The sequence below is a fragment of the Peribacillus sp. NJ11 genome (assembly GCF_030348405.1).
Lineage (GTDB): Bacteria > Bacillota > Bacilli > Bacillales > DSM-1321 > Peribacillus.
The window spans coordinates 89,958-115,969 of the sequence record NZ_JAUCFO010000003.1; the positions used below are offsets into that span (position 1 = coordinate 89,958).

The 26,012-nt window shown below is 36.4% G+C and carries 27 protein-coding genes, 3 pseudogenes and 1 riboswitch; of the genes and pseudogenes, 20 read left to right on the top strand and 10 right to left on the bottom strand.

The window, feature by feature from the left end; all coding sequences use genetic code 11:
- Positions 1–460: 460 nt before the first annotated feature.
- Positions 461–880 (bottom strand): MarR family winged helix-turn-helix transcriptional regulator, encoded by a 420-nt coding sequence (locus QUF86_RS28360; protein ID WP_289336476.1) that lies wholly within the window; start codon positions 878–880, stop codon positions 461–463.
- 104 nt (positions 881–984) lie between these two features.
- On the opposite strand from QUF86_RS28360, the gene QUF86_RS28365 reads away from it, so the two are divergent.
- Positions 985–1,971 carry a YhdH/YhfP family quinone oxidoreductase gene (locus QUF86_RS28365; RefSeq protein WP_289336477.1) on the top strand — a complete coding sequence of 329 codons (987 nt, stop codon included), beginning with the start codon at positions 985–987 and terminating at the stop codon, positions 1,969–1,971.
- Between the two features lie 406 nt (positions 1,972–2,377).
- Positions 2,378–2,920, top strand: coding sequence for a hypothetical protein (locus QUF86_RS28370; protein WP_289336478.1), 543 nt, complete (start codon positions 2,378–2,380; stop codon positions 2,918–2,920).
- A gap of 216 nt (positions 2,921–3,136) precedes the next feature.
- On the opposite strand, the gene phoU is transcribed toward QUF86_RS28370, so the two are convergent.
- The 5 genes from phoU to QUF86_RS28395 form a co-directional block, all read right to left on the bottom strand.
- Positions 3,137–3,796, bottom strand: coding sequence for a phosphate signaling complex protein PhoU (phoU, locus tag QUF86_RS28375; protein ID WP_289336479.1), 660 nt, complete (start codon positions 3,794–3,796; stop codon positions 3,137–3,139).
- Positions 3,797–3,841: 45 nt separating this feature from the next.
- Positions 3,842–4,642 (bottom strand): phosphate ABC transporter ATP-binding protein PstB, encoded by an 801-nt coding sequence (pstB, locus tag QUF86_RS28380; protein WP_249598213.1) that lies wholly within the window; start codon positions 4,640–4,642, stop codon positions 3,842–3,844.
- Between the two features lie 28 nt (positions 4,643–4,670).
- Positions 4,671–5,549 (bottom strand): phosphate ABC transporter permease PstA, encoded by an 879-nt coding sequence (pstA, locus tag QUF86_RS28385; RefSeq protein WP_289336480.1) that lies wholly within the window; start codon positions 5,547–5,549, stop codon positions 4,671–4,673.
- 1 nt (position 5,550) lies between these two features.
- Positions 5,551–6,456 (bottom strand): phosphate ABC transporter permease subunit PstC, encoded by a 906-nt coding sequence (gene pstC / locus QUF86_RS28390; protein WP_483313970.1) that lies wholly within the window; start codon positions 6,454–6,456, stop codon positions 5,551–5,553.
- A 136-nt stretch (positions 6,457–6,592) separates the two neighbouring features.
- On the bottom strand, positions 6,593–7,564 hold the full coding sequence (locus QUF86_RS28395) for a PstS family phosphate ABC transporter substrate-binding protein (protein ID WP_289336481.1): 972 nt from the start codon (positions 7,562–7,564) through the stop codon (positions 6,593–6,595).
- A gap of 204 nt (positions 7,565–7,768) precedes the next feature.
- On the opposite strand from QUF86_RS28395, the gene QUF86_RS28400 reads away from it, so the two are divergent.
- The 5 genes and pseudogenes from QUF86_RS28400 to QUF86_RS28420 form a co-directional block, all read left to right on the top strand.
- Complete coding sequence (locus QUF86_RS28400) at positions 7,769–7,903, top strand: hypothetical protein (RefSeq protein WP_289336482.1); 135 nt, start codon at positions 7,769–7,771, stop codon at positions 7,901–7,903.
- A 153-nt stretch (positions 7,904–8,056) separates the two neighbouring features.
- A complete protein-coding gene (locus QUF86_RS28405) occupies positions 8,057–8,365 on the top strand; it encodes an FtsW/RodA/SpoVE family cell cycle protein (RefSeq protein ID WP_483313971.1) in 309 nt (102 codons plus the stop codon).
- 300 nt (positions 8,366–8,665) lie between these two features.
- Entirely contained in the window at positions 8,666–8,947 is a 282-nt protein-coding gene (locus tag QUF86_RS28410; RefSeq protein ID WP_289336483.1) for a hypothetical protein, read from the top strand.
- Between the two features lie 105 nt (positions 8,948–9,052).
- Positions 9,053–9,187 (top strand): annotated as a pseudogene (locus QUF86_RS28415) (helix-turn-helix domain-containing protein); the annotation flags it as partial.
- Between the two features lie 48 nt (positions 9,188–9,235).
- Positions 9,236–9,334: pseudogene (locus QUF86_RS28420) on the top strand (tRNA-dihydrouridine synthase); the annotation flags it as partial.
- A gap of 197 nt (positions 9,335–9,531) precedes the next feature.
- Here QUF86_RS28420 and QUF86_RS28425 read toward each other — a convergent pair.
- A complete protein-coding gene (locus tag QUF86_RS28425) occupies positions 9,532–10,428 on the bottom strand; it encodes a manganese catalase family protein (RefSeq protein WP_289336484.1) in 897 nt (298 codons plus the stop codon).
- Positions 10,429–10,440: 12 nt separating this feature from the next.
- Positions 10,441–10,659, bottom strand: coding sequence for a YuzF family protein (locus tag QUF86_RS28430; RefSeq protein WP_289336485.1), 219 nt, complete (start codon positions 10,657–10,659; stop codon positions 10,441–10,443).
- A gap of 291 nt (positions 10,660–10,950) precedes the next feature.
- Here QUF86_RS28430 and QUF86_RS28435 point away from each other — a divergent pair, with 291 nt between their 5' ends.
- The 10 genes and pseudogenes from QUF86_RS28435 (at position 10,951) to QUF86_RS28480 (ending at position 20,190) form a co-directional block, all read left to right on the top strand.
- Complete coding sequence (locus QUF86_RS28435; protein ID WP_289336486.1) at positions 10,951–11,511, top strand: recombinase family protein; 561 nt, start codon at positions 10,951–10,953, stop codon at positions 11,509–11,511.
- Between the two features lie 25 nt (positions 11,512–11,536).
- Positions 11,537–11,947: pseudogene (locus tag QUF86_RS28440) on the top strand (recombinase family protein); the annotation flags it as partial.
- 241 nt (positions 11,948–12,188) lie between these two features.
- Positions 12,189–13,502: an ABC-three component system protein gene (locus QUF86_RS28445; RefSeq protein WP_289336487.1), complete on the top strand. Its 1,314-nt coding sequence runs from the start codon at positions 12,189–12,191 to the stop codon at positions 13,500–13,502.
- Positions 13,483–13,974 (top strand): hypothetical protein, encoded by a 492-nt coding sequence (locus tag QUF86_RS28450; RefSeq protein WP_289336488.1) that lies wholly within the window; start codon positions 13,483–13,485, stop codon positions 13,972–13,974. Before QUF86_RS28445 ends, QUF86_RS28450 begins: the two co-directional genes overlap by 20 nt.
- A 5-nt stretch (positions 13,975–13,979) precedes the next feature.
- On the top strand, positions 13,980–15,953 hold the full coding sequence (locus tag QUF86_RS28455) for a hypothetical protein (protein ID WP_289336510.1): 1,974 nt from the start codon (positions 13,980–13,982) through the stop codon (positions 15,951–15,953).
- Positions 15,954–16,123: 170 nt separating this feature from the next.
- Entirely contained in the window at positions 16,124–16,396 is a 273-nt protein-coding gene (locus QUF86_RS28460; protein ID WP_289336489.1) for an HU family DNA-binding protein, read from the top strand.
- A 1,211-nt stretch (positions 16,397–17,607) separates the two neighbouring features.
- Complete coding sequence (locus tag QUF86_RS28465; protein ID WP_289336490.1) at positions 17,608–18,060, top strand: JAB domain-containing protein; 453 nt, start codon at positions 17,608–17,610, stop codon at positions 18,058–18,060.
- A gap of 605 nt (positions 18,061–18,665) precedes the next feature.
- On the top strand, positions 18,666–19,154 hold the full coding sequence (locus QUF86_RS28470) for a hypothetical protein (protein WP_289318495.1): 489 nt from the start codon (positions 18,666–18,668) through the stop codon (positions 19,152–19,154).
- The gene (locus QUF86_RS28475) at positions 19,138–19,764 is read left to right on the top strand and encodes a hypothetical protein (protein WP_289318496.1); all 627 of its coding nucleotides are present in this window, start codon (positions 19,138–19,140) and stop codon (positions 19,762–19,764) included. The genes QUF86_RS28470 and QUF86_RS28475 overlap by 17 nt, the downstream gene beginning before the upstream one ends.
- Before the next feature lie 285 nt (positions 19,765–20,049).
- Positions 20,050–20,190: an IDEAL domain-containing protein gene (locus QUF86_RS28480; RefSeq protein ID WP_289336511.1), complete on the top strand. Its 141-nt coding sequence runs from the start codon at positions 20,050–20,052 to the stop codon at positions 20,188–20,190.
- 681 nt (positions 20,191–20,871) lie between these two features.
- Here QUF86_RS28480 and dapA read toward each other — a convergent pair.
- The gene (gene dapA, locus QUF86_RS28485; protein WP_289318497.1) at positions 20,872–21,768 is read right to left on the bottom strand and encodes a 4-hydroxy-tetrahydrodipicolinate synthase; all 897 of its coding nucleotides are present in this window, start codon (positions 21,766–21,768) and stop codon (positions 20,872–20,874) included.
- 135 nt (positions 21,769–21,903) lie between these two features.
- A riboswitch (Lysine riboswitch) is annotated at positions 21,904–22,082 on the bottom strand.
- 379 nt (positions 22,083–22,461) lie between these two features.
- On the opposite strand from dapA, the gene QUF86_RS28490 reads away from it, so the two are divergent.
- Positions 22,462–22,590 (top strand): hypothetical protein, encoded by a 129-nt coding sequence (locus QUF86_RS28490; protein WP_289336491.1) that lies wholly within the window; start codon positions 22,462–22,464, stop codon positions 22,588–22,590.
- On the top strand, positions 22,590–22,727 hold the full coding sequence (locus QUF86_RS28865; RefSeq protein WP_353957727.1) for an IS3 family transposase: 138 nt from the start codon (positions 22,590–22,592) through the stop codon (positions 22,725–22,727). The genes QUF86_RS28490 and QUF86_RS28865 overlap by 1 nt, the downstream gene beginning before the upstream one ends.
- A gap of 376 nt (positions 22,728–23,103) precedes the next feature.
- Here QUF86_RS28865 and QUF86_RS28495 read toward each other — a convergent pair whose 3' ends face one another.
- On the bottom strand, positions 23,104–24,264 hold the full coding sequence (locus QUF86_RS28495) for an ROK family transcriptional regulator (RefSeq protein WP_289336492.1): 1,161 nt from the start codon (positions 24,262–24,264) through the stop codon (positions 23,104–23,106).
- A 379-nt stretch (positions 24,265–24,643) separates the two neighbouring features.
- Here QUF86_RS28495 and xylA point away from each other — a divergent pair, with 379 nt between their 5' ends.
- On the top strand, positions 24,644–25,975 hold the full coding sequence (gene xylA / locus QUF86_RS28500) for a xylose isomerase (RefSeq protein WP_289336493.1): 1,332 nt from the start codon (positions 24,644–24,646) through the stop codon (positions 25,973–25,975).
- The last annotated feature ends 37 nt before the right edge of the window (positions 25,976–26,012 follow it).

The window sequence follows — 26,012 nt, forward strand, 5'->3', positions numbered from 1 at the left end:
TGTATTTTAGTTTTTATCTTGAGATTCATGAAGCAATTCCAATCAAATTATATATGAATTTGACTTTATTTTAGGAAGACTTCAAATCCAAGTTTTTTTAATTGCTGATAATCCGTATTATGTTAACTAGGATTGTATAAGCCCCACGGGCAGGTACGTTCTACCCCGGCTACCGTTATAATAAAACCATATAAAAATTGTTCAACCAGAAATAACTGGCTGACCTTTATAATACGAAGGGGCAGGTTAGTTTAAAAGAGGGTAGCTTCAAACGAAGGATTTATTCTATAAAATCTACCAATTTAAAATTTTCAATTTGGTCACCCCCATCAACAGATTATGACGGGGGTCTACTTTAATTTGTTTTTTCTAAGCTAAATATAGTTAGAGATAGTCCATAATTTTACACGCCATCAAAGTACTGTTCCAAACATAGGTTAAGAGAAAATAGATTTTATAATTATAAATCAGACTTTATTATTGTTTCTAATGCTTTTTTTAGCACTTCTTTATCGTTATCTGACAAGTTTTGAAGAACCTTATTATTCAACTTAATTGTTGCAGCTTCAACTTCATCTCTAATTTTGTTAGATTTTTGAGTAGCTATCACTAAAACATTTCTACGATTTTTTGGATCTACCGAACGTTCTATTAATTCGGCTTTTTGCATTTTATCTAATATCCCAGAGACAGTAGGGGCTTCTAAATATACCATTTCTCCAATTTGTTTAGGAGATAATTGTCCTTCTCTCCACAAACAATTCAACACACCATATTGAGCTGGTGTTACTCCAAATTCCTCTAAAAGCTTGCTAAAATATTTGAAGACTTTATTCTGACTAACACTTAGTAAAAAGTTCATACAATTTTTTAATTCCATAGTATCTCCTCCATATTGACAGTAACAATAATATCATGTTAGATTTTGTAATGAAATATTTTTGTTGCAAAAATGTTTTGTAGCGAAAAAAGGAGTGGGTAATTATGAATACATTCAAGGCAATTATTGTACAAGAAAGACAGGATCAAGTAATTTATGATTTGGAAGATGTTAATCTTGACAGTCTTTCTGATGGCGAGGTTTTAATAAAGGTGGCATATTCTTCAATAAACTATAAGGATATGTTGGCTGTTCAAAAAAATGGTGGAGTTATTCGAAATTATCCAATGATCCCCGGAATTGATTTAAGTGGAACCATTGTTCATACTACAGATAATCGTTACAAAGAGGGACAGAAAGTTGTTGTTACAGGTTTTGCAATGGGGATGAGCCATACAGGAGGGTTTGCAGAATATGCTAGAGTCTCTGCAGATTGGATTGTTCCTTTGCCATTCAATTTAACCTTGAAAGATGTTATGGTTTTTGGGACAGCAGGATTTACGGCTGCACTCTCCATCATAGCTTTAGAGAAGAAAGGCATGAATATAAATAACAATCCTAGGATACTAGTTACTGGTTCAACTGGTGGAGTAGGTAGTATTTCATTACAAATTTTATCTAAAATTGGTTACAAAAATATTTCTGCTTTAGTTCGAAAAGATCACCAAGCAGAGGTAGCAAAATCTTTAGGAGCAACCAATGTGCTTTTTGTTAATGAGTTAGGAGAGCAAAATAAACCATTAAATAAACAAAATTTTGACTATGTCCTAGATACTGTTGGTGGGGAAGTTGCTTCTGTATTAATTCCTCAAATTTCTTATGGTGGAAGTATGAGTATGTGTGGGAATGCAGGTGGTATAAAACTAACATCAACAATATTACCGTTTATACTCAGAGGGATTAACCTTTTGGGAATTGATTCTGTAAATGTACCAATTAATAACCGTGGTTATATTTGGGAGAAACTAGCGAATGAATGGAACATTTCTCAAACTACTCTTATAAGTGAGATTTCACTTACAGAATTACCTAAAACGATTGAAGCAGTTAAGAACGGTCACCATTTAGGAAGAACAATTATTAAGTATTAAAAATCATTTAAACTTACTCAAAAAGTAAAAAACGCTAAATCGATTTATATGTAAATTTAAAACATAACAATTTTTTCTGATAGAACTGCATGTATCTGCAGTTCTTTTTATTGGTAAAAGGGTTTGAAAGAAGTAAATTTAAACAATGGATGCTTTCCTTTAAATGATTTAGTTGCAATAATCAGTAAGCTTTTTGGTTAGGTCGCAGTTGGGGCAGCATTTTTATAATAAATGTAGTGTAAAGGTACAAGTTTGTGAAGAAATGTACTTAAACTATCGGGTGCGATAGTTGAACAAAGTTGGCTGCTGCGGTAGCAGCGATTCATGGGTGGCTAATGGGCAGGTTACTTGAAGAGAGAGACATCTCTAGTCAGTTGTATAATCATAAAAAAAGGGTGATTTTGCTTTGAGAAGCAATCCGAAAAAACAGGAAATATTACTCGATGAAGAAATTGATGAACAAGAGTTTGTTAGCATAATCAATAGCTTTTACATATACGATTGTTATATCTATGCGATTATTCCTGAATATGAACAAGACCTATTAAATGAACTTTCAAATATATTTATTGAAGTTGATAAATTCCCCTTAACACGTTCTTTCCCAAGGGAAATCGGTTATCTCGGCTATGTTAAAGATAGCCAGAAACGATATGTTTACGAATTTTATTTACGTTCCACTACAATGGACTATCTAATTTTTTCCGAGACTGATGTATCAGAACTATTGGGAAAAATAACTAAGAAGAATAGGAAAGACCTTTACAAATTGTTTGAATTGAATATGGTTCCTCATATAACCATTGGTCCTGATGGTCAATGGCTAAATATAGTTGAGTACTGTATAGTTTCTTCTTTTACTAACGGGTGCGTTAGTTTAATTAGACATTGTTGCTTCGGCAGCCTTTTTTGTTGGTTGGAGAAAAAGAACAAGGATTTGGTCTTTTGACAATTTAGTTTAATTGTTGATGACTTTAATTAATGGGGATAAGAGTAGCACATCGGATCGCATGTACAGATAAAAACTTAATTAATGACCGTTGTGGAGGGAACGTGTCATTAATTTAAGGCAACACAGCGTTTTGGTAATTACTTTGACACCACAAAATGAGTCTTTTATTAAAATTAAAACCGCAAGGCAATAATGCGTTTGCGGTCATTTTCGTTAGCTATTTAAATCATAACGTCTTCCTTTCACTAGATAATACGCACTTTCCGCTATATTTGTACAATGGTCAGCTGCTCTTTCTAGATAACGGCATACAAATGACAATTGTGTGGTTTCAGATAAAGATTCTGGTGTGCCTTCATGATTTTCAAGGTAATGCAGAATGGTTTGTCCATAGAGTTCATCCACTTGATCATCCATACTGGCTACTTTTTTCGCTTTTTCTACATCTTCTTCGATAAAGGCGGCCAAGGAGAGTTCCAACATTTCTAATGTTAACTGATGCATTTTCCTTATGCTTTCGACGGGTCCAATTTTCCCTTCTTTTCCAATTCGAATTGTTGACTTTGCTATATTAACGGAAAAATCAGCAATTCTCTCGACGTCAGTAGCTATTTTGATAACACCAATGATTCGGCGGAGATCAATTGAGACCGGCTGCTGTTTTGCGATGAGCCAGATAGCAAAATCATTGATTTCCTCTTCCAAGATGTTTGCTTTTGTATCTTCTTCCATAACTTCCAGAGCTAAATTTATGTCTTTTGTTTCCAAAGCCTTTAATGATCTAATCAATGAGTCATGAGTAAATGTTCCAAGCTCCTTAAGTTTTCTTTGCAGCTCCTTTAGATCCACTTCAAATTTTTCACGGATTGGCATACTGAAAACATCCTTTCTCAATGGTTAATCGATAATCGAAGCTGTTTATCCAAAACGACCAGTGATATAGTCCTCTGTTCTTTTGTCAGAGGGGTTAGAGAAAATCTTACTTGTTTCTGAAAATTCAATGACTTCACCATTGAGAAAGAAGGCTGTCTTATCCGAAATGCGGGCAGCCTGCTGCATGTTGTGAGTAACAATTATAATACTGAAATTCTTTTTTAACTCCTGAAGCAATTCTTCAACTTTTAGAGTTGAAATTGGATCAAGGGCTGAGGTCGGCTCGTCCATAAGTATCACATCTGGTTCGATAGCCATGCAGCGGGCAATGCACAGTCTCTGTTGTTGCCCACCGGACAATCCATAGGCATTTGTATGTAATCGGTCTTTTACTTCATCCCAGATAGCTGCCCCTCTAAGGCTTTTTTCAACGACTTGATCAAGTATTTTTTTATCACGGATACCATGAATTCTTGGTCCATATACTACATTTTCATAAATTGACTTTGGGAAGGGGTTAGGCTTTTGGAATACCATACCAACCTTAGTCCGCAACTCCTCCACAGGATAAGATTTATCTAAAATATTTCTTCCACGATATGAGATCTCTCCGGTTACTTTAACGCCTGGTATAAGTTCAATCATTCGATTTAGCGTTTTTATATACGTTGATTTTCCACATCCAGAAGGGCCGATTATGGCTGTTACTTCATTTTCCACTACATTTAACTGAATATCCTTTAAAGCGTGATTTTCTCCGTACCATAAGTTCAGTTCATTCGTTTTATAGACCAATTTAGTATTATTACTTTCCTTTACACTCTTTTGAGTTTGCGTTTCACTCATAGCTAAACCCTCCTATAAAGGTTTTCCCTCAATATCGTCTTTGATATCTATTTCGGATCAGAACAGCAATAGTATTTAAAAGAAGCAGTAAAATTAATAAAACCATAATACCTGCAGCAGCTAATGCCTGAAACTCTTCCTGTGGGCGGCTCGTCCAGTTGAATATCTGCATGGGCAAAACAGTAAAGGTATCGAAGACTGATCTTGGCAAAAAGGCCAGAAAAAGGGGCAGACCAAGTACAACAAGTGGAGCTGTCTCACCAATAGCTCTTGATAGGGCTAAAATGCCGCCAGTTAAGATTCCTGGTATTGCTGCCGGAAGAACGACACGAAGGATAGTCTGCCATTTAGTTGCTCCTAAGCCATAGGAGGCATGGCGTAACTCTTTGGGTACAGAACGTATAGCTTCCTGAGAAGCAACAATGATTACTGGCAATACTAGCAGACTCATTGTCAAACCAGCCGCTAATACACTGCTTCCTAAAGCTAACGCACGAACAAACACTGTCAGGCCAAGAAGCCCGAAAACTATGGATGGAACTCCTGCTAGATTTGATATGTTGATTTGAATAAAAGTCGTAATAGCATTTTTCTTTGCATACTCCTCTAAAAAAATAGCCGTCCCTACCCCTAAAAATAAAGAAACCGGAGCGACGACGGCCATTAGCCAGATTGAACCGATAAAAGCTGTATACACTCCGGCCTGTTCAGGATTTCGAGAAGGTAGGTTTTGTAAAAATTGGAGGTCAAAATAAGGAAGACCCTGAGAAATAATACGGTACAGAAGAATTCCTAATACTATTAATCCGAATAGAGTCGCCAATAAAAATAATAACCGAAAAAAGATATTAAAAGATAATCGGGGCTTCATATGGATTAACACTTTGCTATGGTCGATCAATTTCATTTTAATACTCCTCCCTAAAGCGTCTGGACACAAACTGTGCGATAAAATTCATGATCAGAGTAAAGAGAAACAGAGTCATTCCGACCGCGTATATACTGTAATAAACAGTTGTCCCATAACCTACATCCCCCTGGCTCACTTGCACAATATATGCCGTCATTGTTTGGATGGATCTTGTAACATCCCATGTTTGGGTCGGGGTAGAACCACCTGCAACAGTAACGATCATGGTTTCCCCTATAGCACGGGAGACTGCTAATACAATAGAAGCTATAATCCCAGATAGAGCGGAAGGCAGTACTACTTTAACAGCCACTTCAAATTTTGTAGACCCTAAACCAAGAGCCCCTTCTCTAATGGAATTAGGCACTGAAGACATTGCATCCTCGGAGAGAGAAGCGATCATTGGAATAATCATTATGCCTATCACAATACCTGGACTTAACGCATTAAAGATTTCCAGGCCAGGTATAATGCTTCGGAGAATCGGAGTTACAAAGGTTAATGCGAAATATCCATATACAATGGTTGGGATTCCAGCTAATACTTCCAAAATCGGTTTAATGATTTTCCGCGTGTTTTCGGTTGCATATTCACTTAAATAAACGGCAGACGCAATCCCGATTGGAACGGCAACTAAGATGGCAATTCCAGTTACTTTTAAAGTACCCGTTACTAAAGGCATGATTCCATAGGATCCATGAGTCTCTGAAAACGGATACCATTTTTTCGCAGTAAGGAATTCTAATATTGAGACACGAGTAAAGAAAGTAATGGTTTCAAAAATGAGAGTCAGCACAATTCCAATTGTCGTTAGAACAGATATTAAAGCAGTCAAAAAGAGAAGGATTGGAATAAGCCTCTCAATTGAAAAGCCTGTACGTTTCTTATTGAATTTTTTTGAGATTAATTCCTGTATTGAATGATTATTTAAAGTTCCATCTGCCACACTAATAACTCTCCTTGTAACGATGAGATCGTTTAATCTTTTATTAACTGAAATAAGGCAGGTGAGAAGTGCTTTAACACTTCTCACTCTAGTACTACTTTAACGCTTTTAATTTATCTATATCCTTTTTGTATTCTTCTTGTGGCAAACCCACATAGCCTACATCTTCAGATAATCTACCAACATTTTCAAGAGTATATTGGAGAAAGTCGTAAACTTCTTTTTGTTTTGTTACTGCAGAGTTACTAGCGTATACAAACAACGGACGAGATAAAGGCGAATATTCACCTGATTTTATTGTTTCATGTGAGGGTGTAACAGGACCTTTTCCCGCATCGATTGGAACCACTTTGAGATCGTCTTTATTTTCTAGATAATAGGCGAAACCAAAATATCCGATAGCATTTTTATCCCCTTTAACCCCTTGAACGAGAATGTTATCGTCCTCAGAAAGAGTAGCTCCCTCTACTAAAGGTTTCTTTTTAAGGATAACTTCATCGAAATAATCAAATGTACCTGAGTCAGTTCCCGGAGAATAGAATTTAATTTCCTTATCCGGCCATCCCTTGCGTATATCAGACCATTTTTTAACAGTCCCACTTTCGAGCCACATTTTACTTAATTCATCAACTGTTAGATAATCTACCCAATCGTTGTCTTTATTGACAACTACCGAGATTCCATCAAATGCTAAGCGAAATTCGGTGTAGTTAATGCCATTCTTTTTGAGATTGGCCTGTTCTTCTTTTTCAATTGGACGCGAAGCATTGCTTAATTGTGTTTCTCCTGCTCCAAATGCTTCAAAACCGCCTCCTGTTCCTGATGAACCGACGGATACTTTTACTCCTGGCTGCTTAGATCCATAATCTTCTACAACAGCTTCCATAATTGGGTAAACAGTGGATGAACCATCCACCTTAATATTTCCTTCCAAATTACCTGCAGCTCCGCCGCCATTTTCATTCTTTTGATCTCCAGCATTGTTATTTCCTTTGCCGCAAGCTGATGTTATCCCAATCGATGTAAGAATTAATAGTAATAAAACAACGAATCTGAATTTTGTCATCTTCAGTTCCTCCTGGTTTGGTATAAACAATATTAAATACATCCCTAGTATTTTCCGAAATTCGGTTAATTATTAGTAAAAAGTTCAAGCCAGATTATGAAGTCTATAAAATGTATATTGCCATTCGACTTTTGTAAAATAATAAAGATGATTCTCATGTTTTTATATTTATCATCTAATTTTGCTAGGAAGAGGGTTTGTTTTATGAATGAAAAGAACTTATTTAATGAAGAGGCAGTCCTGGCTAACATTAAATTAAATGCCAAGTTAGAGGATAATAAAGTCAGGGCTTCAAAAGAAGGATTGCCTGAAGCGGAAAGTACCAATATAAAAATTTAAGATGCATTTTATGGAAATAATGAAGATAAACAAGACCTTCCACCCACGTATATTTACAATTATAAGACTGAAGGAGTTTAACAGAAATCTCTTTAAATTGCCTGCTCAATCCTCATCTCCAGTGACTTTAATAGCAGGAGTGTTTTATTTGTACTGGGGACTCTCGGGTTTATTGTATTGAGGGGCTTAATGCTATCGGCTAAATGCAAGGACCCTTTTGGAAGCTTCTTGCTATTGATTGGTATTTCCTCGATGATTGGCATTCAAGTAGTGATCAATCTCGGAGGCGCTACCGGGCTTCTTCCTATTACCGGGATAACGCTGCCTTTTATAAGTTACGCCGGATCGTCACTGCTGCTGCTTATGGTGTCAATTGGGATTATGGAGAATGAAATTATGAGAATGAACTTATTGGAGCAAAAAGAAATTGTGCAAACAATTTCAGATAATAAGAACATGTGAAAAGAAAGCCGTTAGTTACCTCCACCTTGTTCAAAAATAATTCCATAAGTCACAGACCTTATTCCGTTAAAGGGCTAGATTTTTTATTAAGAATTGCTTTTCTTAATGAACTAACGGGTGCGTTAGTTCTATAAGAAGAAGTAACAAAAGTCGATTCCTTAAGGTGAACTGCACCCCAATTGTTAGACACAACAATTGGAGGTGTAGTTCATTATTAGGTGGTCTCTTTTATTTGTTCAAAAATCAACATTAATCTTTAACAAAGCCTATTTTAAATAAATAGAGAAAGGGGATGTACTTGTGGTACAAGTTTTTAACAACTCCCCGTCCGCAGGATATATCTCTTGGAAAGATTGTAATATAAGTTACAAGGGTCAAACTTATTCCATTCCGGACGGTAACACTAATTTAATTTATGTATATTGGAAATTCTCCGATCCGGATGGTTTTTATGGATCAGATGTCTATCCCACTTTAGCAGAAGATGATTTACTCGTTTTCTTAAATAAGAACGGTATTCATCTGAAAGTTCCCAATACGACTATCATTGATGGATCTTTGATAGTACCAGAATCAATTTAAATGTCTTTAGTTCGACTTCCTTATTACGATCTTTATTCATCATAATAGCCGTTAAATACTCTTTAATGTTTATAAATCCGACGATATTATCTTTATTACCATCCTGAAATAGGTGTTTCCGTTTCCTTGCTGGGAGAAGTCGAACGAGGGAACCGCAACCCTTTAGAGGCATTTTTACTGGAAGTGGCGGAAACTCTTCATGTTTCCATTGAGGAGCTTCAGCCACCTGAGGATAAATGAAAGAATGTTATAGGAGGTCACAATGTGTTAAAAATAGGCGATATAGGAATGAAGAATCCGGTAGTGCTAGCACCGATGGCGGGAGTCTGTAACTCGGCATTCCGCTTGACCGTCAAGGAATTTGGTGCTGGTCTTGTAAACAGAGAGTAAAAAGATCCCCAGATAAAAAACAAAATCCCTCTTTTTTGAGGTCTTTTGTTATTGGGTGAAAATAAAAAAATTCCTATAAAGGTTGTATAACTTACAATTATTAAGGAGAATCTAATAGATTTCTTGGATTTTGAAAAAAATTAGAAAAACTATTGGAAACAAAGGAGTTCGTTCGTATAGTCCTAGCCTGTTCTTCAGAGATTTTCCATCAATCGTTTCGCAATTCTTGCATAATCATCTCGATCAATTCCAGGAGCAAATTGCTCGGGAAGATCGTCTAGGTTCGGAATAGGTGCTCCTTTTGGTGTTCCCTCTTTAACAATGAGTCGGTCGCCGTTTTCTGGATTAATCCCCTTCCATATTTGTTTAATATCAGCATAATCTCCGACGTCATTCCATGTATATAAGACGTTTCCTAATCCCTGTTCTTCAAATTTTCGTGCATGGTCGAATTTTGTATTTGATAAATCCGGTATTGGGACCATTTTCTTTACGTCAACACCTGTGGCAATCTCTAATGCCTTAGCATAGGCCAAAACATGCGTTCCTCCACGAACTAATAAATACCCAATCATTTCACGAGCGGTCTCATGATCCGTCATCTCATACACTCTCATTTTATGTGTACGGGCTCCCACCTCTAAGAAGAAATTATGAAGTAAATCCAACACTAAGTTTCCACTATTAAAAACATTGTCTCCGGTCCAGGCGCGACCCATGGAATCCCCAGCTAAAGCGGTTTGTGCAGTGGCAATAAAATGGTAGGTATTGCGACTATCCTTCCCCTCACGTAAAGGTGTAACGTCTGGGTCTCCAGTGTAAAAGGTATTTCCTCTTGATAAAAGATTGATTGTATTGGAAACAAGCTCAACGTGTCCAAATTCCTCCGCAGTAATGCTAGCCACAAGGTCATAAAATGGCTTAAGCTTATCCTTTTGGCGGAAGTTAAAGGATTGGAACATATAATTATTTAACGTCGACATTTCTCCAAACTTTCCACCTAAAAGCTCCTGAACGGCTGCTGCTGCATTCGGATCTCCATGCTCTGGAATTGGCAGGTCAATTACCAATCGGTTTTCTCGCTTAAACATCGTATTGCCCCCTTATCCTTTTGGAATAACCCAAACAATTTGTTGAGTGCGAATAAAGAAAGGAGATTCACCTGATTCGACCACAATATGATCAGGCATAACCGTTTTAAGCTTTCCAGAAACTGTCCCTTGCGTTGTTTGAACGACTACCATAGCCCCAGTAATTCCTTGAAGTGTTTGATATACGTACGGATCAATGTGACTCACTAAAGATGGTCTTTGTTGATTCATGCTGACTTCGCTCCTTTGTTGGTAACTTAAACATTTAAATATATGAGTCAACTATGCTAGTAATACATATTTTAATTCAAGGATTTATCTCCTTATTATTTTAAATACTCCTCTGCTTCTTAACTTGTTTGTTTCAAAAGCCATCTTTAGCATAAAGTAACTTTTTTATTGTTGGATAAGTGTCATAACTTAAAAGATTTGACCCCGTTTTGATAGTGTAGTAATATCAGTGTGTTGCAAGGTGTCATAATTTAGGGTCATAAATAAAGTGTAAAAAGGGGAAATTACATCATGAAATATGGATATGCTAGGGTAAGTACAATTAGCCAAGACTTGGCAGCACAGCTTCATGCATTAGAAAAAGAAGGATGTGAAAAAATTTATTCAGAGAAGTTCACAGGTACTAAATCAGAGCGTCCACAATTTCAAGAATTACTTTCTCTACTAAAAGAAGGGGATACAATAGTTGTTGCTAAGCTAGATCGTTTTGCAAGATCAACGGTAGATGCAATTAAAACAATAAAAGAATTGTTTGAAAAAGGTATTAAGGTACATATTTTGAACATGGGTCTAGTAGAGAATACACCTACAGGAAAACTAATATTTAGTGTTATGAGTGCTTTTGCAGAGTTTGAAAGAGATATGATTGTGGAGCGTACTCAAGAAGGGAAAGCTATTGCTAAACAGCGTGAGGATTTTAGAGAAGGCAGACCTAATAAATTTAGTAAGAAACAAATTGAACATGCATTACAGTTATTAGAAGCTAATTCCTATAAGCAAGTAGAAAACATGACAGGTATATCTAAGAGTACTCTTATTAGGGCTAAAAGAAAACAAAAGGCCACATTTTAAATAGTGATCTTCTATTTTCGGATAATACATTCATTCACTAGGTCATTTTGACCGGAACAGAGAAGATATCCTTCAGTGGAATGACATCACGAAAAATATTCAAGCAGATATCGTGGTCATGGATATGCCTTTGTTGGACACCACTCAATTTAAGGATAGTTTAGGGACCTTCATCGCAGATCTTGTTTTACAAATCCTTTCCTGGATGGCGGAAGAGAAACGGGACCGTATTCGAAAACGGCAGCGTGAAGGAATTGATGTGGCTTTGCAAAACGGTGTGCCCTTTGGCCGGCCAAAAGCTCAAGTAACGGAAGAGTTTAAAGAAATCTATAATATATGGAAAGCAGGAGGGATGACAGCTGTTAAAGCCATGGCGGAATTAGGAGTTAAAAAGACGACTTTTTATAAGTTGGTTAAGGATTATGAAAAAGACTAAAAAAAACCACTATATAATAGAAGAAACTCGAAAAAAAAGTAAGCCTTTTCTCAATGACGCATAGGCTTTTTTGATTCTGAGTGGAAAACATGGAAAATTATGAAAAGTTTCTAGATGACCATGGTACCATTTGATAGAATGTATATAATAGATTCAAAATAATTCTTCAATAATTTTGAATCAAACGTATATGCTCGAAAATAGTCGAAGGTAAACAGGATAGAAAGAGGAGATAGATTGTATGGATGGTAATTTAGAGCAACTAAGAGCTGCTTATAATGAAAATAAAGTAGTACCTTTTATTGGAGCGGGTTTATCAGTACCATTCAAAATACCAACATGGGGAAATTTAATAAGAAATATCACTCATAAATACGCAACCGGTAAACTAAGTACTTTATTACCAGATGCAGTCGAGTGGCATCTTGAGAATAATGATTATTGGGGAGCGATTGATCAAATAAAGAATTATGCAGGATTAATTGATCAAGATATTCAAAGAATGATTGTACAATTAATCAGAGATCACAGGACGAATTTAGAAGATGTAAGTGAACATAATTACTCTGATTTAGCAAAGATGAACTTTAAACTTCACCTTACAACAAACTATGAAAATCTTTTGCATGAGAATATAAAGTGCGATGAACTTCCGATTCTTTTAAAAGATATAGATTTTAGCACTCAAGATATGTTTGACGATAAGAGAATCTGTCATCTTCATGGTTATACAGCAAACTCAGGCTCAATCATTATTAGTAGGAGCAGCTATGAAAACCTCTATAATAATGAAAAATATGGAGACCTATTAAAAGCTGTTACGAGTAGTAAACATCTATTGTTCATGGGTTTCTCTTTTGATGATAAATTTGTTAGTGACATAATAAAGGACTACAAAAAATACCTAAATGGAATGCATTATATTCTTTTGGACAATCCGTCTTCAGGTAGAATTAAGGAATTACGTGAGGACTATGGTCTAATTACTATCCCGTATAAAAAAGATGGTTCTTCACATGTAAATGAAATAAGGAGAATCCTGCAATATATTCATACACCTGCTTCTGTAACAGAGGAGATAGTGGTACCCAAGGGCTTAGAAGGAGCTTCTCCAATTGTAGTTGGTGCGGGATTGAAGGACTTTAAAAAGAACGTAGAAGGAAATTTGTTCTACAAAAAATTAGAGTTGGAAAATATTGATAAGTCAATAATTGAATTAAGTTCGGCGTTTTATGTAGCAGCAGAAGAGTATATTCGAAACTTACAAAAAGCCGGTATGACAGTGGATATTATTGATGTAATGTTAGGAAAAGTATTTATAAAATATAAAGAGAGATATGTAGACACATATAAAAAGTATGGGGACAGTGAACGATTTTTAACAGTGGTACATGAGAGTTTAGAGAATTTTAACTTTGGTAGACACGCTCTACTTCTAAAAGAGAATAAGTCAGATGAAGATGAAAATAGGGGTTTAATCCATGTTTTAGCTGAGAATGAAGATGAGGATATATGGTGGGGAGAGGAGAGATTTAATGGAAACTCAAGAGAATAGACCCTTTTCAGTCCCTCCATCAATTCAACTATTATTTGATAATGAAAAATTGGAGTTAATGAAGGTGCTTTGTTTGATGTTTTCTTTTTCAAATCAAAGTAATAAACGCAGAAAAGTATCGGAAATCTTGTTTTATTACAGCCTTGTTAATTTTGATTTGATTAATTTGTTTGCAGAAGGAACGGAGAAGCAGAATGGATTTGCACCATCGCCGAATTTGTATTTTAGATTCCAAACAAAGATTAATGATATTCTTCTAATTATGTCACACCTACAATTTGTTAGTGTACGGGGTGACATCTCTAAGAAGCTTGGTGATATAACAGTACAGTTAACGCCAAAAGGTAGACAATTTTTTTCTGAACAAAACTCAGAATTCTTCTCAACTTTACAAGAGAATTATACAAGTGCTTTCAATACTGTTAGTTTTTCAATGGATAACTTAAAAGTTATAAAGGGGGTGCAGTATTGAGCCAAATGATTCTGCAAAAATTAGTTGTCCAAGGACTGTCATATAGACGGACCATCCATTTTAATGAGGATTTCACGATCATAAGCGGGGAAAAGACATCGGGTAAATCGTTAGTTCTCAGTTTAATAGACTACTGCCTGGGTAAGAAGAGTAAAATTGATTTAACTGTTCAAACCGAGTTAGATACTTATTGTGATCAGGTTTTTCTTGAAGTGAAAATCGATGATGAAATCTTGACTTTAAAACGATTATTGAAGGAGAATCAGAGCAAAATCAGTATTTACTTTTGTGCTTTTGAGAATCTGGATGAATATACGCCCAAAACGTTATATATTAAAGACGCAATGCAAGTATTAATGCAAAAATTAAATATTAACGAGTATAAAATCATTCGCTATCAAAAGCATAGTAAGGAGAAGGAACTTGATACAGTCTCTTTTAGAGATATTTTCAGATATGTGTATATTCATCAACACGAACTGGGAACAGGTGACTTTTTGGAGAAAAAGAGTACGTTTAAAAGTAATAAGAATCCGCATGCGTTCAAAATGATGTTCAATTTAGTAGATGTTGATAAGGATACATTAAACGAACAGCTGGTAAAGGTACAGAATGATATTGAAGAAACTCGCAAGGAAATATCTGGGTTAAATTCTTATCTGAAAGATAAAGATGCTGAAGATCGTATTGTCTTACAAACGAAATTAGATAAATTCAAAAATAGTATAGAGAGTCAAAAAGTAGCGAAGGATACTGTTATACAAAATAGTAAATTGAATAGTAACGAAAACAATGAAAATAAGATGTACATCAAGATAAAAAAGGATTTAGAGAGTATTTCTAACGAAGTGTTTGATTATCAGCGTGAAAAAAGGCATTTGCAGCTTTCGATTAGTTCTAAAAGGCTTTTATTAAAAGAGTATAAGGTTGAACAACAAGAGGTAGAGGAAACTTTAGAACTAAACTATAAGTTAGTCATCCCTGATCAAAGCATTGAATGTCCACTTTGTAGCTCCAAAGTGTTAAATCATACGCATGGACAGGTACATCAAAGCGCAAATACCGAACAAACGCTTTTTAAAGTAAAAAAGGAAATCACCAATAAAATAAACTTGGTAACTGCTTTGATTGAACATGAAATGGGTAAGGTTGAAGAATGCGATAAACAAATAGCTAGGTTATCAAGAAAACAAGTCATTTTTAATGAAGCCCTCTCAGAGTTTGCTAAAGAAACGGATGTCCCTTTTCTTTCTCAAATTGATAGCATAAATAGTATTATAAATAAGTTGATTAAAAATCATGAAATGGTAAAAGAGGGATTAAGAATTCATCATAAAGTTGATGAAAAGAACAAGCATATTGAAGATTTAAAATCCGCTGAAACACGACTAAAGGATGAGATAGCCGCGTTGCAGATGAGTGATGCGGATAAAAAGGGGATTTTCCACTTCTTAGATTCCGAGTACAAGGCTTTTATGGAAAGATTAAAGTACAATACCACTGGTGAGACCTATATTCATCAGGAACAGTTCATTCCATTCTATAATGGGGCCAGTGTTTATGCACATGAAAGTGGCGGATTATTAGAATCCATGCAGCTATCATATTTAGGAGCAATTTTAAAGAGTAAAACAAAAGGATATGCAACAGGCCACCCCGGCATCTTGTTGTTGGATTCTCTAAGTAAATATGTAGGTACTCTAAAAAAAGAGGATCAACAAACGCCAATGAACCAAGTTGAAAGTCAGTCGAAAGAACTGGCTTCAAAGGGTGTGGAAGAAAAGGATAAGATTAATGATCCAATGGTGTACGAGGAATTCTATAAAATATTGATTGAATTAAGTAAAGACAATCAGATTATTCTCGTAGAAAACACTCCTCCGGAGAAGTTTGGTAGTACATACACAAAGTATACTTTCTACAACGGTGAAAATGGATTAGTCGATGAAAAAATGAATGAGTTAAAAGTAGATTATTAACCGACTGTTTACATAATACTGATTACCGACTTTCGCCAAGGAGCTATTCTTAGTTCATTACAGGAATTTTGCTTCCTTCCGTCGAACTTACCAAGTGACAGACATATAAAAAATATGTTATGTTGTCATCTCTACATATTAAATAAGAATAAAGGATAAGGTGCTTGACTATGAACAAAACAGACTTAGTAAATACTGTGGCAACACAAGCTGAACTAACAAAGGGAGACGCGAAAAAAGCAGTCGATGCATTGTTTGAAACGATCTCAAATACACTCGCTAAAGAGGAAAAAATCCAACTAGTTGGATTTGGCACATTTGAAGTGCGCGAGCGAGCAGCTCGAACGGGTAGAAACCCACAAACAGGAGAAGAAATACAAATTGCAGCTTCCAAAGTTCCTGCCTTTAAACCAGGTAAGGAATTAAAAGAGGCCGTTAAATAAAAGGTATAGTTGGTAAGTGTAAAAATACTCTGGGGATGAGATATTCTCCAGAGTATTTTTTTCTTTATGAAAAGGTAGGTTTTTACTTTCGCCTCGGATTACACATAGGTTAATTGCTATGGTTCTTGACGTCAACAATATGAAAAAAGTTGAGTGTAATTTCCGCATCCAATTCATCTTGAATGAAGATTTTCTTTTCGTAGGGATCTAATTATGTACTCGATGCGAGACTTGACGTAAGGAAACCATCTTTTCATGTGGTATTGTTTAAAAGTGTTTTTACCTCGGGCTTCCTGATAACAGCCGTTCAAAGACTTTAATTAGTGTTTGGTCCAATTGAGGTTTAGAAATGCTTCTGGCCAGCATCCTTCAACATTTTTATGTGTTCCGGCATGAAGAATCCATGACATTTCATTTTCCCACGGACATGAAGAGTAAAAATCGCCCCTTCCTAGATTTGTTTATAGGAACATTCGTTCTTGAATATCGAGTTTTGTCTGACTAACAATTTTTAGACGGCATCCATTCTATACTGATTTTATCGATTGAACTGCTTAAAGGCTGTCTCATTTCTTCAGCATTAAGGGTATCAAGCCTTAGAGCATTTTGAATCTACTTCGTGCGGTAGCACTACAGACTGTACAGAAAGGAAAGAACACTTTTCTGACATTCTGTACGTGTCGCTTCGGTATTAAATGATTCGATAACGACGAACTGTACAGCTCATGCTTCGCCTACATTCCGTAGGTTCCTGATCCATTTACGGCTATCGCCGCCATACCGAACGAACCGAAGACCGAAAGTTAAGAGTTTAAAAGAATAAAAGGTCATAAGGATAGCAGCCGGGCGGCTGCTTTTTTTTATTTTTCCCTTTGCCTTCCGAATCGTAAAACAGCGCAGGCCGGCTAACCTCCCAGCCGGTAGGACACCCGAACCTTTCCGGCAGGAAGCTAAGACGGCCAGTCAATCGATCAAGGGGCAAAAAACTTTTTGATTAGGGACGCTATCGCAACATCAAAAACTTTTTGTGCTTAATCCCTTGACCGATTGCCTATGCGTGTCTTTCGTTCTACATGTCAAAGGGGAAAAATAATCCCCCTTTGGGGAACTAATTCGCTTCGCAAGGCAAATGAAAGTAGGAAAGAAAAACCCACCAGAGAAAAACCAAAAGGGCAACAAATAAAAAAATAAAATGAAAAGGAGTTTTGAAAATGGAATTAACCCCAATTTTTGAAGTGGTACGAATTAAGCAGGAAATCAGGGAAATGGTTGAGCCGTTTGCGGCCTTTCAAATTCGCAATCCAGAAGATGCCCGAGAATTAGCCGCAGCGCAAATCGCAAACGAGGACAGGGAAGTTTTTCTTGTCATGATGCTCAACACGAAAAATCATGTTGTAGGTCTTCATCGGGCCCATGTGGGAAGCTTAAATGCGAGTGTCGTCCATCCTAGAGATGTGCTGAAATGCGCCATTTTAAACAACGCGGCTTCCCTTATTGTCAGCCATCAGCACCCATCGGGTGACCCAACCCCGAGTATGGAAGACATTGAAGTCACAAAGCGATTGGCGGAAGCAGGGAAAATTATAGGGATTGAAGTTTTAGACCATTTGATTGTTTCCCATACGGGTAAGTATGTTAGCTTAAAAGAAAAGGGGTATTTTTAATAAGAAGAAAGACGAGCAAGAGGGGGATGGTTCTCCCTTTTGTTTTATAGGGACTGGGTACCTTTGGAAAAGCACTGAAGGAAATAACCAATAAAAGGAGGCACACCGGCTGGATCGTCAGCTGGTGCGTTCACGCATGGAGAAAAAAACATCCGTTTTTTCTCGATTTAGAGCAGGCATCGAGCCTGCTTGAAGGTTGCTTGATGCAACCTCAAAAACTTACAATAGCGCCTTCGGGTAGAAGGAACAATTTGCTGAGTAAATATTCTACGCTTGTAATAAAAGTCAGAATGTTATTCCTTCGCTTTCTTCTTACTTTATCTTTACCTTTACAATTTTTCCTCCGGCCTTTTTACCCGCCTGTTCCATTAATTTCGCAAACTGCTTCTTTATCTCCGTATCCTTTTTGTTCTTTTTCATCATATATATCCCTCGCAATTTAATATTCTTGCTAAATAGTATCGCCATGGTAAAGGAAGCTCATACATTCCCCGGTTCTAAAGTGACCTCTTCCCCACTATATTGTTAGTAAAGTGGAAAACTGGCAAAGTGACCCTAAGGTATGTTCCCATTTTTACAGAATGAGAGGGGAGAGGAGGGAAGGGATGACATCATTGAACCCTTTTTTCGAGGAAATGAAGAAAAAGGATCCAAAACCAAAAGCTATTCAAAAAACATCTTCCGAAGGTTCTTCGTACCAAATAACGTCGGTGAGGAAAGTCAGGAAGGACAAGCAGCATGACATTAAGTTCCCTGTCGATTATGTCATGAAGGTCAAGCTCCGGACCCTTTGCAAAACGTTAAATCCGATATATAAGCAAAAAACGGGAAAATCCTTGACGCAAACGGCCTGCAATACCTTATTGCTAAGGTTCGGTTTGACTAGATGGAAGGATGTGAATTATGCAATGGACTATGCGGACACGAAGGAATATATGCATACCTACTTGCTGGAAACGGAATACGGCGAAAGGGGAGGATTGCATGAAGTCGCCATCTTAAAGGACCTTTCCGATCGGAGGGTTGCCTTTTGCATGATCCATCATACGGTTGCCTGGTTAGAAAGAGGGGGTTCCATTGAAGAAATCCTATAGTCAATTCAACCTTTTATCGAACAAGCTGGTTTATGGGACAAAGGAAAAAAAGAGTTTTTTTGATTACTTCTTACCAAAATATCGATATCTGCAAATCGAGGTACCCTATTATGAATTTTTAAGGGGGGAGGTATTCGTCGAGGACATGAAGGATTTGTTTGAAGAGGCTCCGCAAAACCTAAGTTTGTATCACCTTATCGCCCTCTTATACTTTGATTTTTTGGAACAAGTGAAAAAAGGGGCCAAATATGAACAGATCTGTCCCTTTTTGATTTCTTCCAAGAAAAAATTCCTGGAACGGCCGATGATTGAAAAAAGGGTATTGAAGCAGGTGACGACCAACCTTTTCTCTTTCGAGCAAAGGGAAGAGGAAATCGAGGTGACCTCAGAAGAAAAACGAGCAGAGATCACCCTTCGAATAAAGGAGTCGGAGATTTACCGGGGTGAGGTATTCCTGCATGACATTTCCCCATACTTGATGGATGAAGAGTTGAAGGTCGAGGATTTACTGGTGATTTTGTTCATGGACTTTCTGAAAAGGATTAAAGAAAAGGGAAACTCAAGCCAAGCCATGAAGGCCATTTTATTGAACTTTGAGGATTATTTTTAATAAGCGGTCAAAAAAAGGTCCTTAAAAGGATAGTTGTGAAACTAGCCTTTTAAGGATCTTTTGCCCGGTGTGATAATTCCGATGAAAAATAGAAAAAGGAGCCAGACAAGCACTTTACAAAATAATAATAATCCTCAAGGTACTCAGTATAATAGAAAAAAGGTAAAGGAGTTGGTTTCTTATGGAGAAGCAATTGCCTGAAACGCTACTGGAACCTGAAGTGATCGCTGAAATGTACTTAAAAAAGCCCTTGCCGATTACAGGAAAGTCCAAATTGAAAAACAAATCGATGACTCATTGAAAAACCGAAATAAGGTAGAGTTTTTCCGATTAACAAATGAATTAAAACGTACAACATTAAATGCAAACAAACAGAACTTAATAAAAAATATAACTCCTAACTTATTTCTTTATTTAACAAGATAAAAGGAATTCAATAAAGGAAATAAAATTAGAATAATGGATCAGGTAATGCTGCTTAATTTCTTCCTGATTCATTTTTTTATTTAAGTGGTCTTAGATATGCTACGGGGACCTCAATAAATACCACTCTATAGACATAAAAGAGTCTCCTTCAAGTAGATTAAATGCTTCCATCTATAAGAATAAATAAGAAAAGTCAAATTCAGGGTTCTTTTTTATGGATAGCTTAAAAAAGCTATCAAAAGAAGAAATCTATTTTTGTAATGTACCATAAACCTCGTTAGAATATACGCCTATATTTTAATTTGCCTACAGTGCTTTGAATTATTTATAACTTAAAGAAGATTTTTTTTGGTGTCCTATTGCTGAAACTTCCGGGGGATTTTTGGGACCTACTGGGCTAGCGTCGGGATGCTCTATCCGTTGTACAAATTGTTGGAAAACGCGGTGAATTAAAGGTCAGGCTATATAATTAATGTTGGTTCAGTTGACGAAATAATATCTTTAACCTTATTATCTCTAGCTATCTCTAACTATTTCTACTAGCTTTTAACCCTGAGTCGTGCATCGATTAGAAAGCAGAGCAGTGCACTTCTTTCGGAGTTGCACTGCTTTTTAAAATTTCTCCAGTTTATATGATTATTAATTAGAAAATCTGTATTAAAGACTCGCTATATGAATCATTTATTTATTTAACAAAATTGCTTCTACGTTACTAGGGTGTAGAGCTATTTGTAGTGCTCTTTTTTCTTCATAGTTTAAAGGGACCAATGGTAAGCGGACACCTCCCACATTTAAACCCCGCATATTTAATGCTGATTTTACCGGTGCTGGGCTTGGTGCAGCAAATAATGCTTTCATAATTGGAAGAAGGTTACGATGTGTAGTAGCGGCACCATGGACATCACCATTTTTAAAGCTATTGATCATTTCTTGCATTTCATTACCAATTATGTGTGAAGAAACCGAAACAATGCCTGTTCCACCGATGGCTAAAACCGGTAATGTTAACCCATCGTCGCCGCTGTACAATGTAAAATCACTAGTTGTTTTGCTTATGATTTGTGCCATGGCATCTAAGTCACCACTTGCTTCTTTTACTGCCACAATATTGTTAATTTTTGAGAGACTAACAATCGTCTCTACTGACATGTTTACAACACTCCGTCCTGGGATATTATAAAGCATTACCGGTAATGATGTTGATTGGGCAATAGCATTAAAGTGCTGAAATAATCCTTCTTGAGACGGCTTGTTATAGTAGGGGGTAACGAGCATTATTCCGTCAACGCCTGCTGCCTCTGCTTGCCGTGTTAAGCTGATAGAAGCTTTCGTGTTATTTGAGCCAGTTCCAGCTATGACTGGAACTCTTCCATTAACAACTTCTACAACAATTTTGAATAAATCTACTTTCTCCTCTGCAGTTAATGTAGGAGACTCTCCAGTTGTACCAGCTATAACTAATCCATCAGAACCATTAGCAATTAAATAATTTACTAAAGTTCTCGTAGCATTAAAATCAACCTCATTATTATGATCAAACGGGGTAACCATTGCGGTTAAAACTTGGCCAAAATTCATAACTTCACACCCTTTTGTATAATTTTTTAAAAAAATTCAGAGGTGGTTAGGGCCATTCAGGAATAAACGCAAAAAAGCAACAACGAGGATTCGCTGCTGCAGTAGAAACAATATTTATCAAAAAAATGTTTCCGCGCGTAAGATAGCCCTCCATATAGTTTCCTATATGACAGTCCTGTATTTATTCAATAGCAGAACCAGCTTCAAGAACATGAGATTCTTTCCGCTTCGGCAAATTCCCCTTTCCACAATAGTCATAGGATCTCATTCTCCTCAAAATGTGTACTAATGGTCTTTGCTCCTCTATCCTCACTTCAAAAAGTATGAAGTAAGAAAATATTTAATTGACTGTAATATAACAAGTAATCCTTTCTATTGCAAGGTCAATTTTGAAGTTTTTTTTAAGAATACATGGATAACGATGGAAAAGGCTACAGTATTGGGGTGGATTCATCTTTTTTAGTTATTATGTAAACTCAATATAATAGTTTTATAAAACAAATTGTATGAATTAGTTTCCTCAGGATAAACCTTTTTAAGTCAACCGTATAAGTTACTTTTTATTCTCCCTATACTTCAATACTAAGAAAATACATGTATTTTTACTTTTTTCCGCGTTTATCGAATTTGATAGTTTCTCACTTGCGAAAGAACTTATGTTCGTATACGTGGTTAAAAAGGGAGGTCCCCCTGATGACTATTCATGACCGAGGAATTCTAAAGTGGCAGGCAGCCTTGATTTTACCTGAACATAAAGCTTTTCAAAAGAAAATGATCGAAGATTATTTTAGACAAGAAAAACACGTTCTGATAATGCGGTAATAGAATCTTTCCATGCCAGTCTCAAAACAGGAGAATTTCTGAGAGTTAAATTCCATTTCCTTGGCAATGAGGAGGTAAAATTAAGGATCGAAAGATATTTAAATTATTATAATAAGGACCGACTACAAAAAAATTAGACTACCTTAGCCCCATACAATATGGTTTTAAGGCAGCCTAAACTTGGAGTTTTATATGTTTCTCAAACTGCTAGGTCAGTTCAGAACCTTGCCGTTTATTTGTAACAAAATAGGATATAAGAGGCCCTCACCTAAAATAGGGGAGTATTTGTGGTACTTCCTACACTGATTGCCACTAAAAATTTCCTTTGTTGTTGTTATAGTTCCAAGCTCCGTTATTTATTAATATATAAAATTTATTTTTGCCACAAAGTTTCTCGAAATAAAATTCTCGAAATGTTAGGGGCACCTCACTAGAGTAAAATCAATAACTATTATAAAGAATGATGAGCTTTTAAATAGTTTTGAGTGGGAGGAGCAAAGGCAAGCGAAATATTTAAACTTCTTGCAATTCACCTTTAATAAAATTCTCAACCGCAAAGGCAGAAACACCTAACGCAACAGAGTATATGGAGAGCTTAGAAAAATCAATTTGTAAGTCTTCTTGATGGAACGGGAGTGTATGGTTATCGATTGTTTTTTTAATTGGTTTCTCTAGCCATTCCTTTGCCATTGCAAGACGATTCCCAATAATAATTTGTTCAGGGTTGAATGTATTAATGATGTTGCTAATCCCGAATCCTAAATAACAACCAATTTGATGAAATACCTGAAGGGCTGCTTCATTTTTTTCTGCAGCTGATTTTATTACTGACTCTAGGGTTGTTCCAGTTCCTGTAGCTTCCTTCAGTAAGGCATTTTCAGATGCATAAGCCTCCCAACAGCCTTTGCTGCCACAAGTACAGGGTTTTCCATTCATTTGAATAATCATATGACCCAATTCACCAGAATATCCATTTAATCCTTGATACAATTCCCTATTTAAAATGATACCAACCCCAATTCCAATACCGGCACTTACATAAATGATATTTTGATAGTCTTGACCAACCCCAAATTGCTTTTCCGCATATGCACCAGCATTTGCTTCATTTTCAATAATCACTGGAACTTTGAATTCCTCTTCTATAGCCTGTTTGATGAATATATTTTTCCACCCAAGATTCGGAGCGAGAAGAACTTTTCCCTCTTTATCGACAATGCCAGGAATTCCAATTCCTATCCCTATGATGCCATTGCGGCTAAAAGGCATTTCCTTCATCAAGGAGTAAATCATTTTCTTTATAATCTGGAGGATCAGATTAAAAGAAGAGTCGTTAATAATTTGTGTTTTTTCTATAAGAACTTTTCCTTTTAAATCAGTCAAAATTCCTAAAATATAGTTAACGCCTATATCAATACCAATTGAGTATCCAGCAACTTGATTAATATGTATGGGAACAGGACGACGACCTCCGCTCGATTCACCTGGACTAGATTCATAAATTAGGCCAGCTTCTAATAATTCATTTACTAATGATGAAACAGTGGATTTGTTTAAACCGGTGTATTGTGCTATATCTGCCCGCGATAAAGCTTCTTGTTCCATAATAGTCTGGAAAACAAAATATTTGTTATTTTTTTTGACTACTTGTTGATTCCAAGTTATTGACTGCATTACTTCATCCCCTCTTATAATATTTATTATAACAAAACTTAATATTTATTATAACAAAACTTAGTTGATTTACTAGACAAACTAAGTTTGCGCTGCTATACTCGATTCAAACATTAAGAATATTCATAATCTTTTCTATAAGAGGTAGGGTCTTATCAGAATATGTAACTCGCGGTTAGCGAGAAAATGAAAACGGTAACAATTAATTGGAATTCTCTTTCTTTTTTATTGGCAGCATGATTGAGTTATCTTTTGATAATCATCCAGATGAACAATGCAGATGTGCTTGGTATTTCCTGCAAAGAATATCACAAATTTAATAAACATCAGTGCCAATTGGTAGCCAAGTTTCTTCAATTAAATCTTAGGAGGAAATCAAATGACTTATTTTGAAAACATTAACCGCATTCAGTACGAAGGAGCGAATTCTACAAATCCGCTTGCCTTCAAATTTTACAATCCAGAGGAAAAAATCAATGGGAAGACAATGGAAGAGCTGCTTCGTTTTGGCGTAGCTTACTGGCACACGTTTACAGCAGATGGATCAGATCCGTTTGGGAATGCAACGATGATTCGCCCTTGGAATAAGTTTCAAGGTATGGATTTAGCAAAAGCGCGTGTTGAGGCATCCTTTGAATTTTTCGAAAAAATAAATGCACCATTCTTTTGCTTTCATGATTTTGATATTGCACCAGAAGGAACTACATTAAGTGAAACATATAAAAATCTTGATCAAATTGTCGCCATGATTAAGGAATACATGAGCACAAGTAAAACAAAGCTTTTATGGAACACCGCAAACGCGTTTACACATCCACGTTTTGTTCATGGTGCAGCAACATCATGTAATGCAGATGTTTATGCGTATGCTGCAGCAAAGGTAAAGAAAGGCTTAGAGATTGGGAAAGAATTAGGTGCAGACAACTACGTATTCTGGGGTGGACGCGAAGGCTATGAAACCCTTTTAAATACAGATATGAAACTTGAACTGGATAACCTTGGCCGCTTTTTCCATATGGCTGTTGATTATGCGAAGGAAATCGAATTTACAGGACAATTCCTCATTGAGCCAAAACCAAAAGAACCGACAACACATCAGTATGATTTCGATGTGGCAACAGGTTTAGCCTTCCTCCAAAAATATGATTTGCAGGATGACTTTAAGTTTAATATTGAAGCAAACCATGCTACATTAGCAGGTCATACATTTGAACACGAGCTTCGTGTAGCACGTATCAACGGCATGCTGGGTTCTGTCGATGCGAACCAAGGGAATCCGTTGTTAGGATGGGATACGGATGAATTTCCTACTGATTTGTATACTACTACGCTTGCCATGTATGAGATTTTAAAGAATGGTGGTTTAGGAAAAGGCGGCTTGAACTTTGATGCCAAAGTAAGAAGAGGATCATTCGAGCCAGAAGATCTTTTCTACTCTCATATTGCTGGAATGGATAGCTTTGCCATTGGTTTAAAGGTTGCCCAAAAACTAATTGACGACAATGTATTAGAAAGTTTAATTTCTGAACGATATCAAAGCTATACAGAGGGAATTGGTCTCGACATTGTAGAAGGGAATACTGATCTCCATAAACTAGAGGCCTATGCCCTACAGCTTGGGGAAATCAAGAATAAATCTGGGAGAGAAGAACGTTTAAAGTCAATCATCAATCAATATTTAATCAATGTTAGCAGTGGAGTACTAGTTTAATAAGAAGAGCAAGCTGGAAATATATAGGTATTTCTAG

Coding starts and splice junctions, on each gene's coding strand:
- phoU (WP_289336479.1), bottom strand. CDS start 3,796: ATGCCAATCCGTGAAAAATTTGAAGTGGATCTAAAGGAGCTGCAAAGA.
- QUF86_RS28455 (WP_289336510.1), top strand. CDS start 13,980: ATGATTCTGCAAAAATTAGTTGTCCAAGGACTGTCATATAGACGGACC.
- QUF86_RS28395 (WP_289336481.1), bottom strand. CDS start 7,564: ATGACAAAATTCAGATTCGTTGTTTTATTACTATTAATTCTTACATCG.
- QUF86_RS28430 (WP_289336485.1), bottom strand. CDS start 10,659: ATGAATCAACAAAGACCATCTTTAGTGAGTCACATTGATCCGTACGTA.
- QUF86_RS28465 (WP_289336490.1), top strand. CDS start 17,608: ATGGAATTAACCCCAATTTTTGAAGTGGTACGAATTAAGCAGGAAATC.
- pstA (WP_289336480.1), bottom strand. CDS start 5,549: ATGAAATTGATCGACCATAGCAAAGTGTTAATCCATATGAAGCCCCGA.
- QUF86_RS28460 (WP_289336489.1), top strand. CDS start 16,124: ATGAACAAAACAGACTTAGTAAATACTGTGGCAACACAAGCTGAACTA.
- QUF86_RS28450 (WP_289336488.1), top strand. CDS start 13,483: ATGGAAACTCAAGAGAATAGACCCTTTTCAGTCCCTCCATCAATTCAA.
- QUF86_RS28400 (WP_289336482.1), top strand. CDS start 7,769: ATGAATGAAAAGAACTTATTTAATGAAGAGGCAGTCCTGGCTAACATT.
- QUF86_RS28445 (WP_289336487.1), top strand. CDS start 12,189: ATGGATGGTAATTTAGAGCAACTAAGAGCTGCTTATAATGAAAATAAA.
- QUF86_RS28435 (WP_289336486.1), top strand. CDS start 10,951: ATGAAATATGGATATGCTAGGGTAAGTACAATTAGCCAAGACTTGGCA.
- pstB (WP_249598213.1), bottom strand. CDS start 4,642: ATGAGTGAAACGCAAACTCAAAAGAGTGTAAAGGAAAGTAATAATACT.
- QUF86_RS28365 (WP_289336477.1), top strand. CDS start 985: ATGAATACATTCAAGGCAATTATTGTACAAGAAAGACAGGATCAAGTA.
- xylA (WP_289336493.1), top strand. CDS start 24,644: ATGACTTATTTTGAAAACATTAACCGCATTCAGTACGAAGGAGCGAAT.
- QUF86_RS28490 (WP_289336491.1), top strand. CDS start 22,462: ATGACTATTCATGACCGAGGAATTCTAAAGTGGCAGGCAGCCTTGATT.
- QUF86_RS28425 (WP_289336484.1), bottom strand. CDS start 10,428: ATGTTTAAGCGAGAAAACCGATTGGTAATTGACCTGCCAATTCCAGAG.
- dapA (WP_289318497.1), bottom strand. CDS start 21,768: ATGAATTTTGGCCAAGTTTTAACCGCAATGGTTACCCCGTTTGATCAT.
- QUF86_RS28360 (WP_289336476.1), bottom strand. CDS start 880: ATGGAATTAAAAAATTGTATGAACTTTTTACTAAGTGTTAGTCAGAAT.
- QUF86_RS28470 (WP_289318495.1), top strand. CDS start 18,666: ATGACATCATTGAACCCTTTTTTCGAGGAAATGAAGAAAAAGGATCCA.
- QUF86_RS28495 (WP_289336492.1), bottom strand. CDS start 24,264: ATGCAGTCAATAACTTGGAATCAACAAGTAGTCAAAAAAAATAACAAA.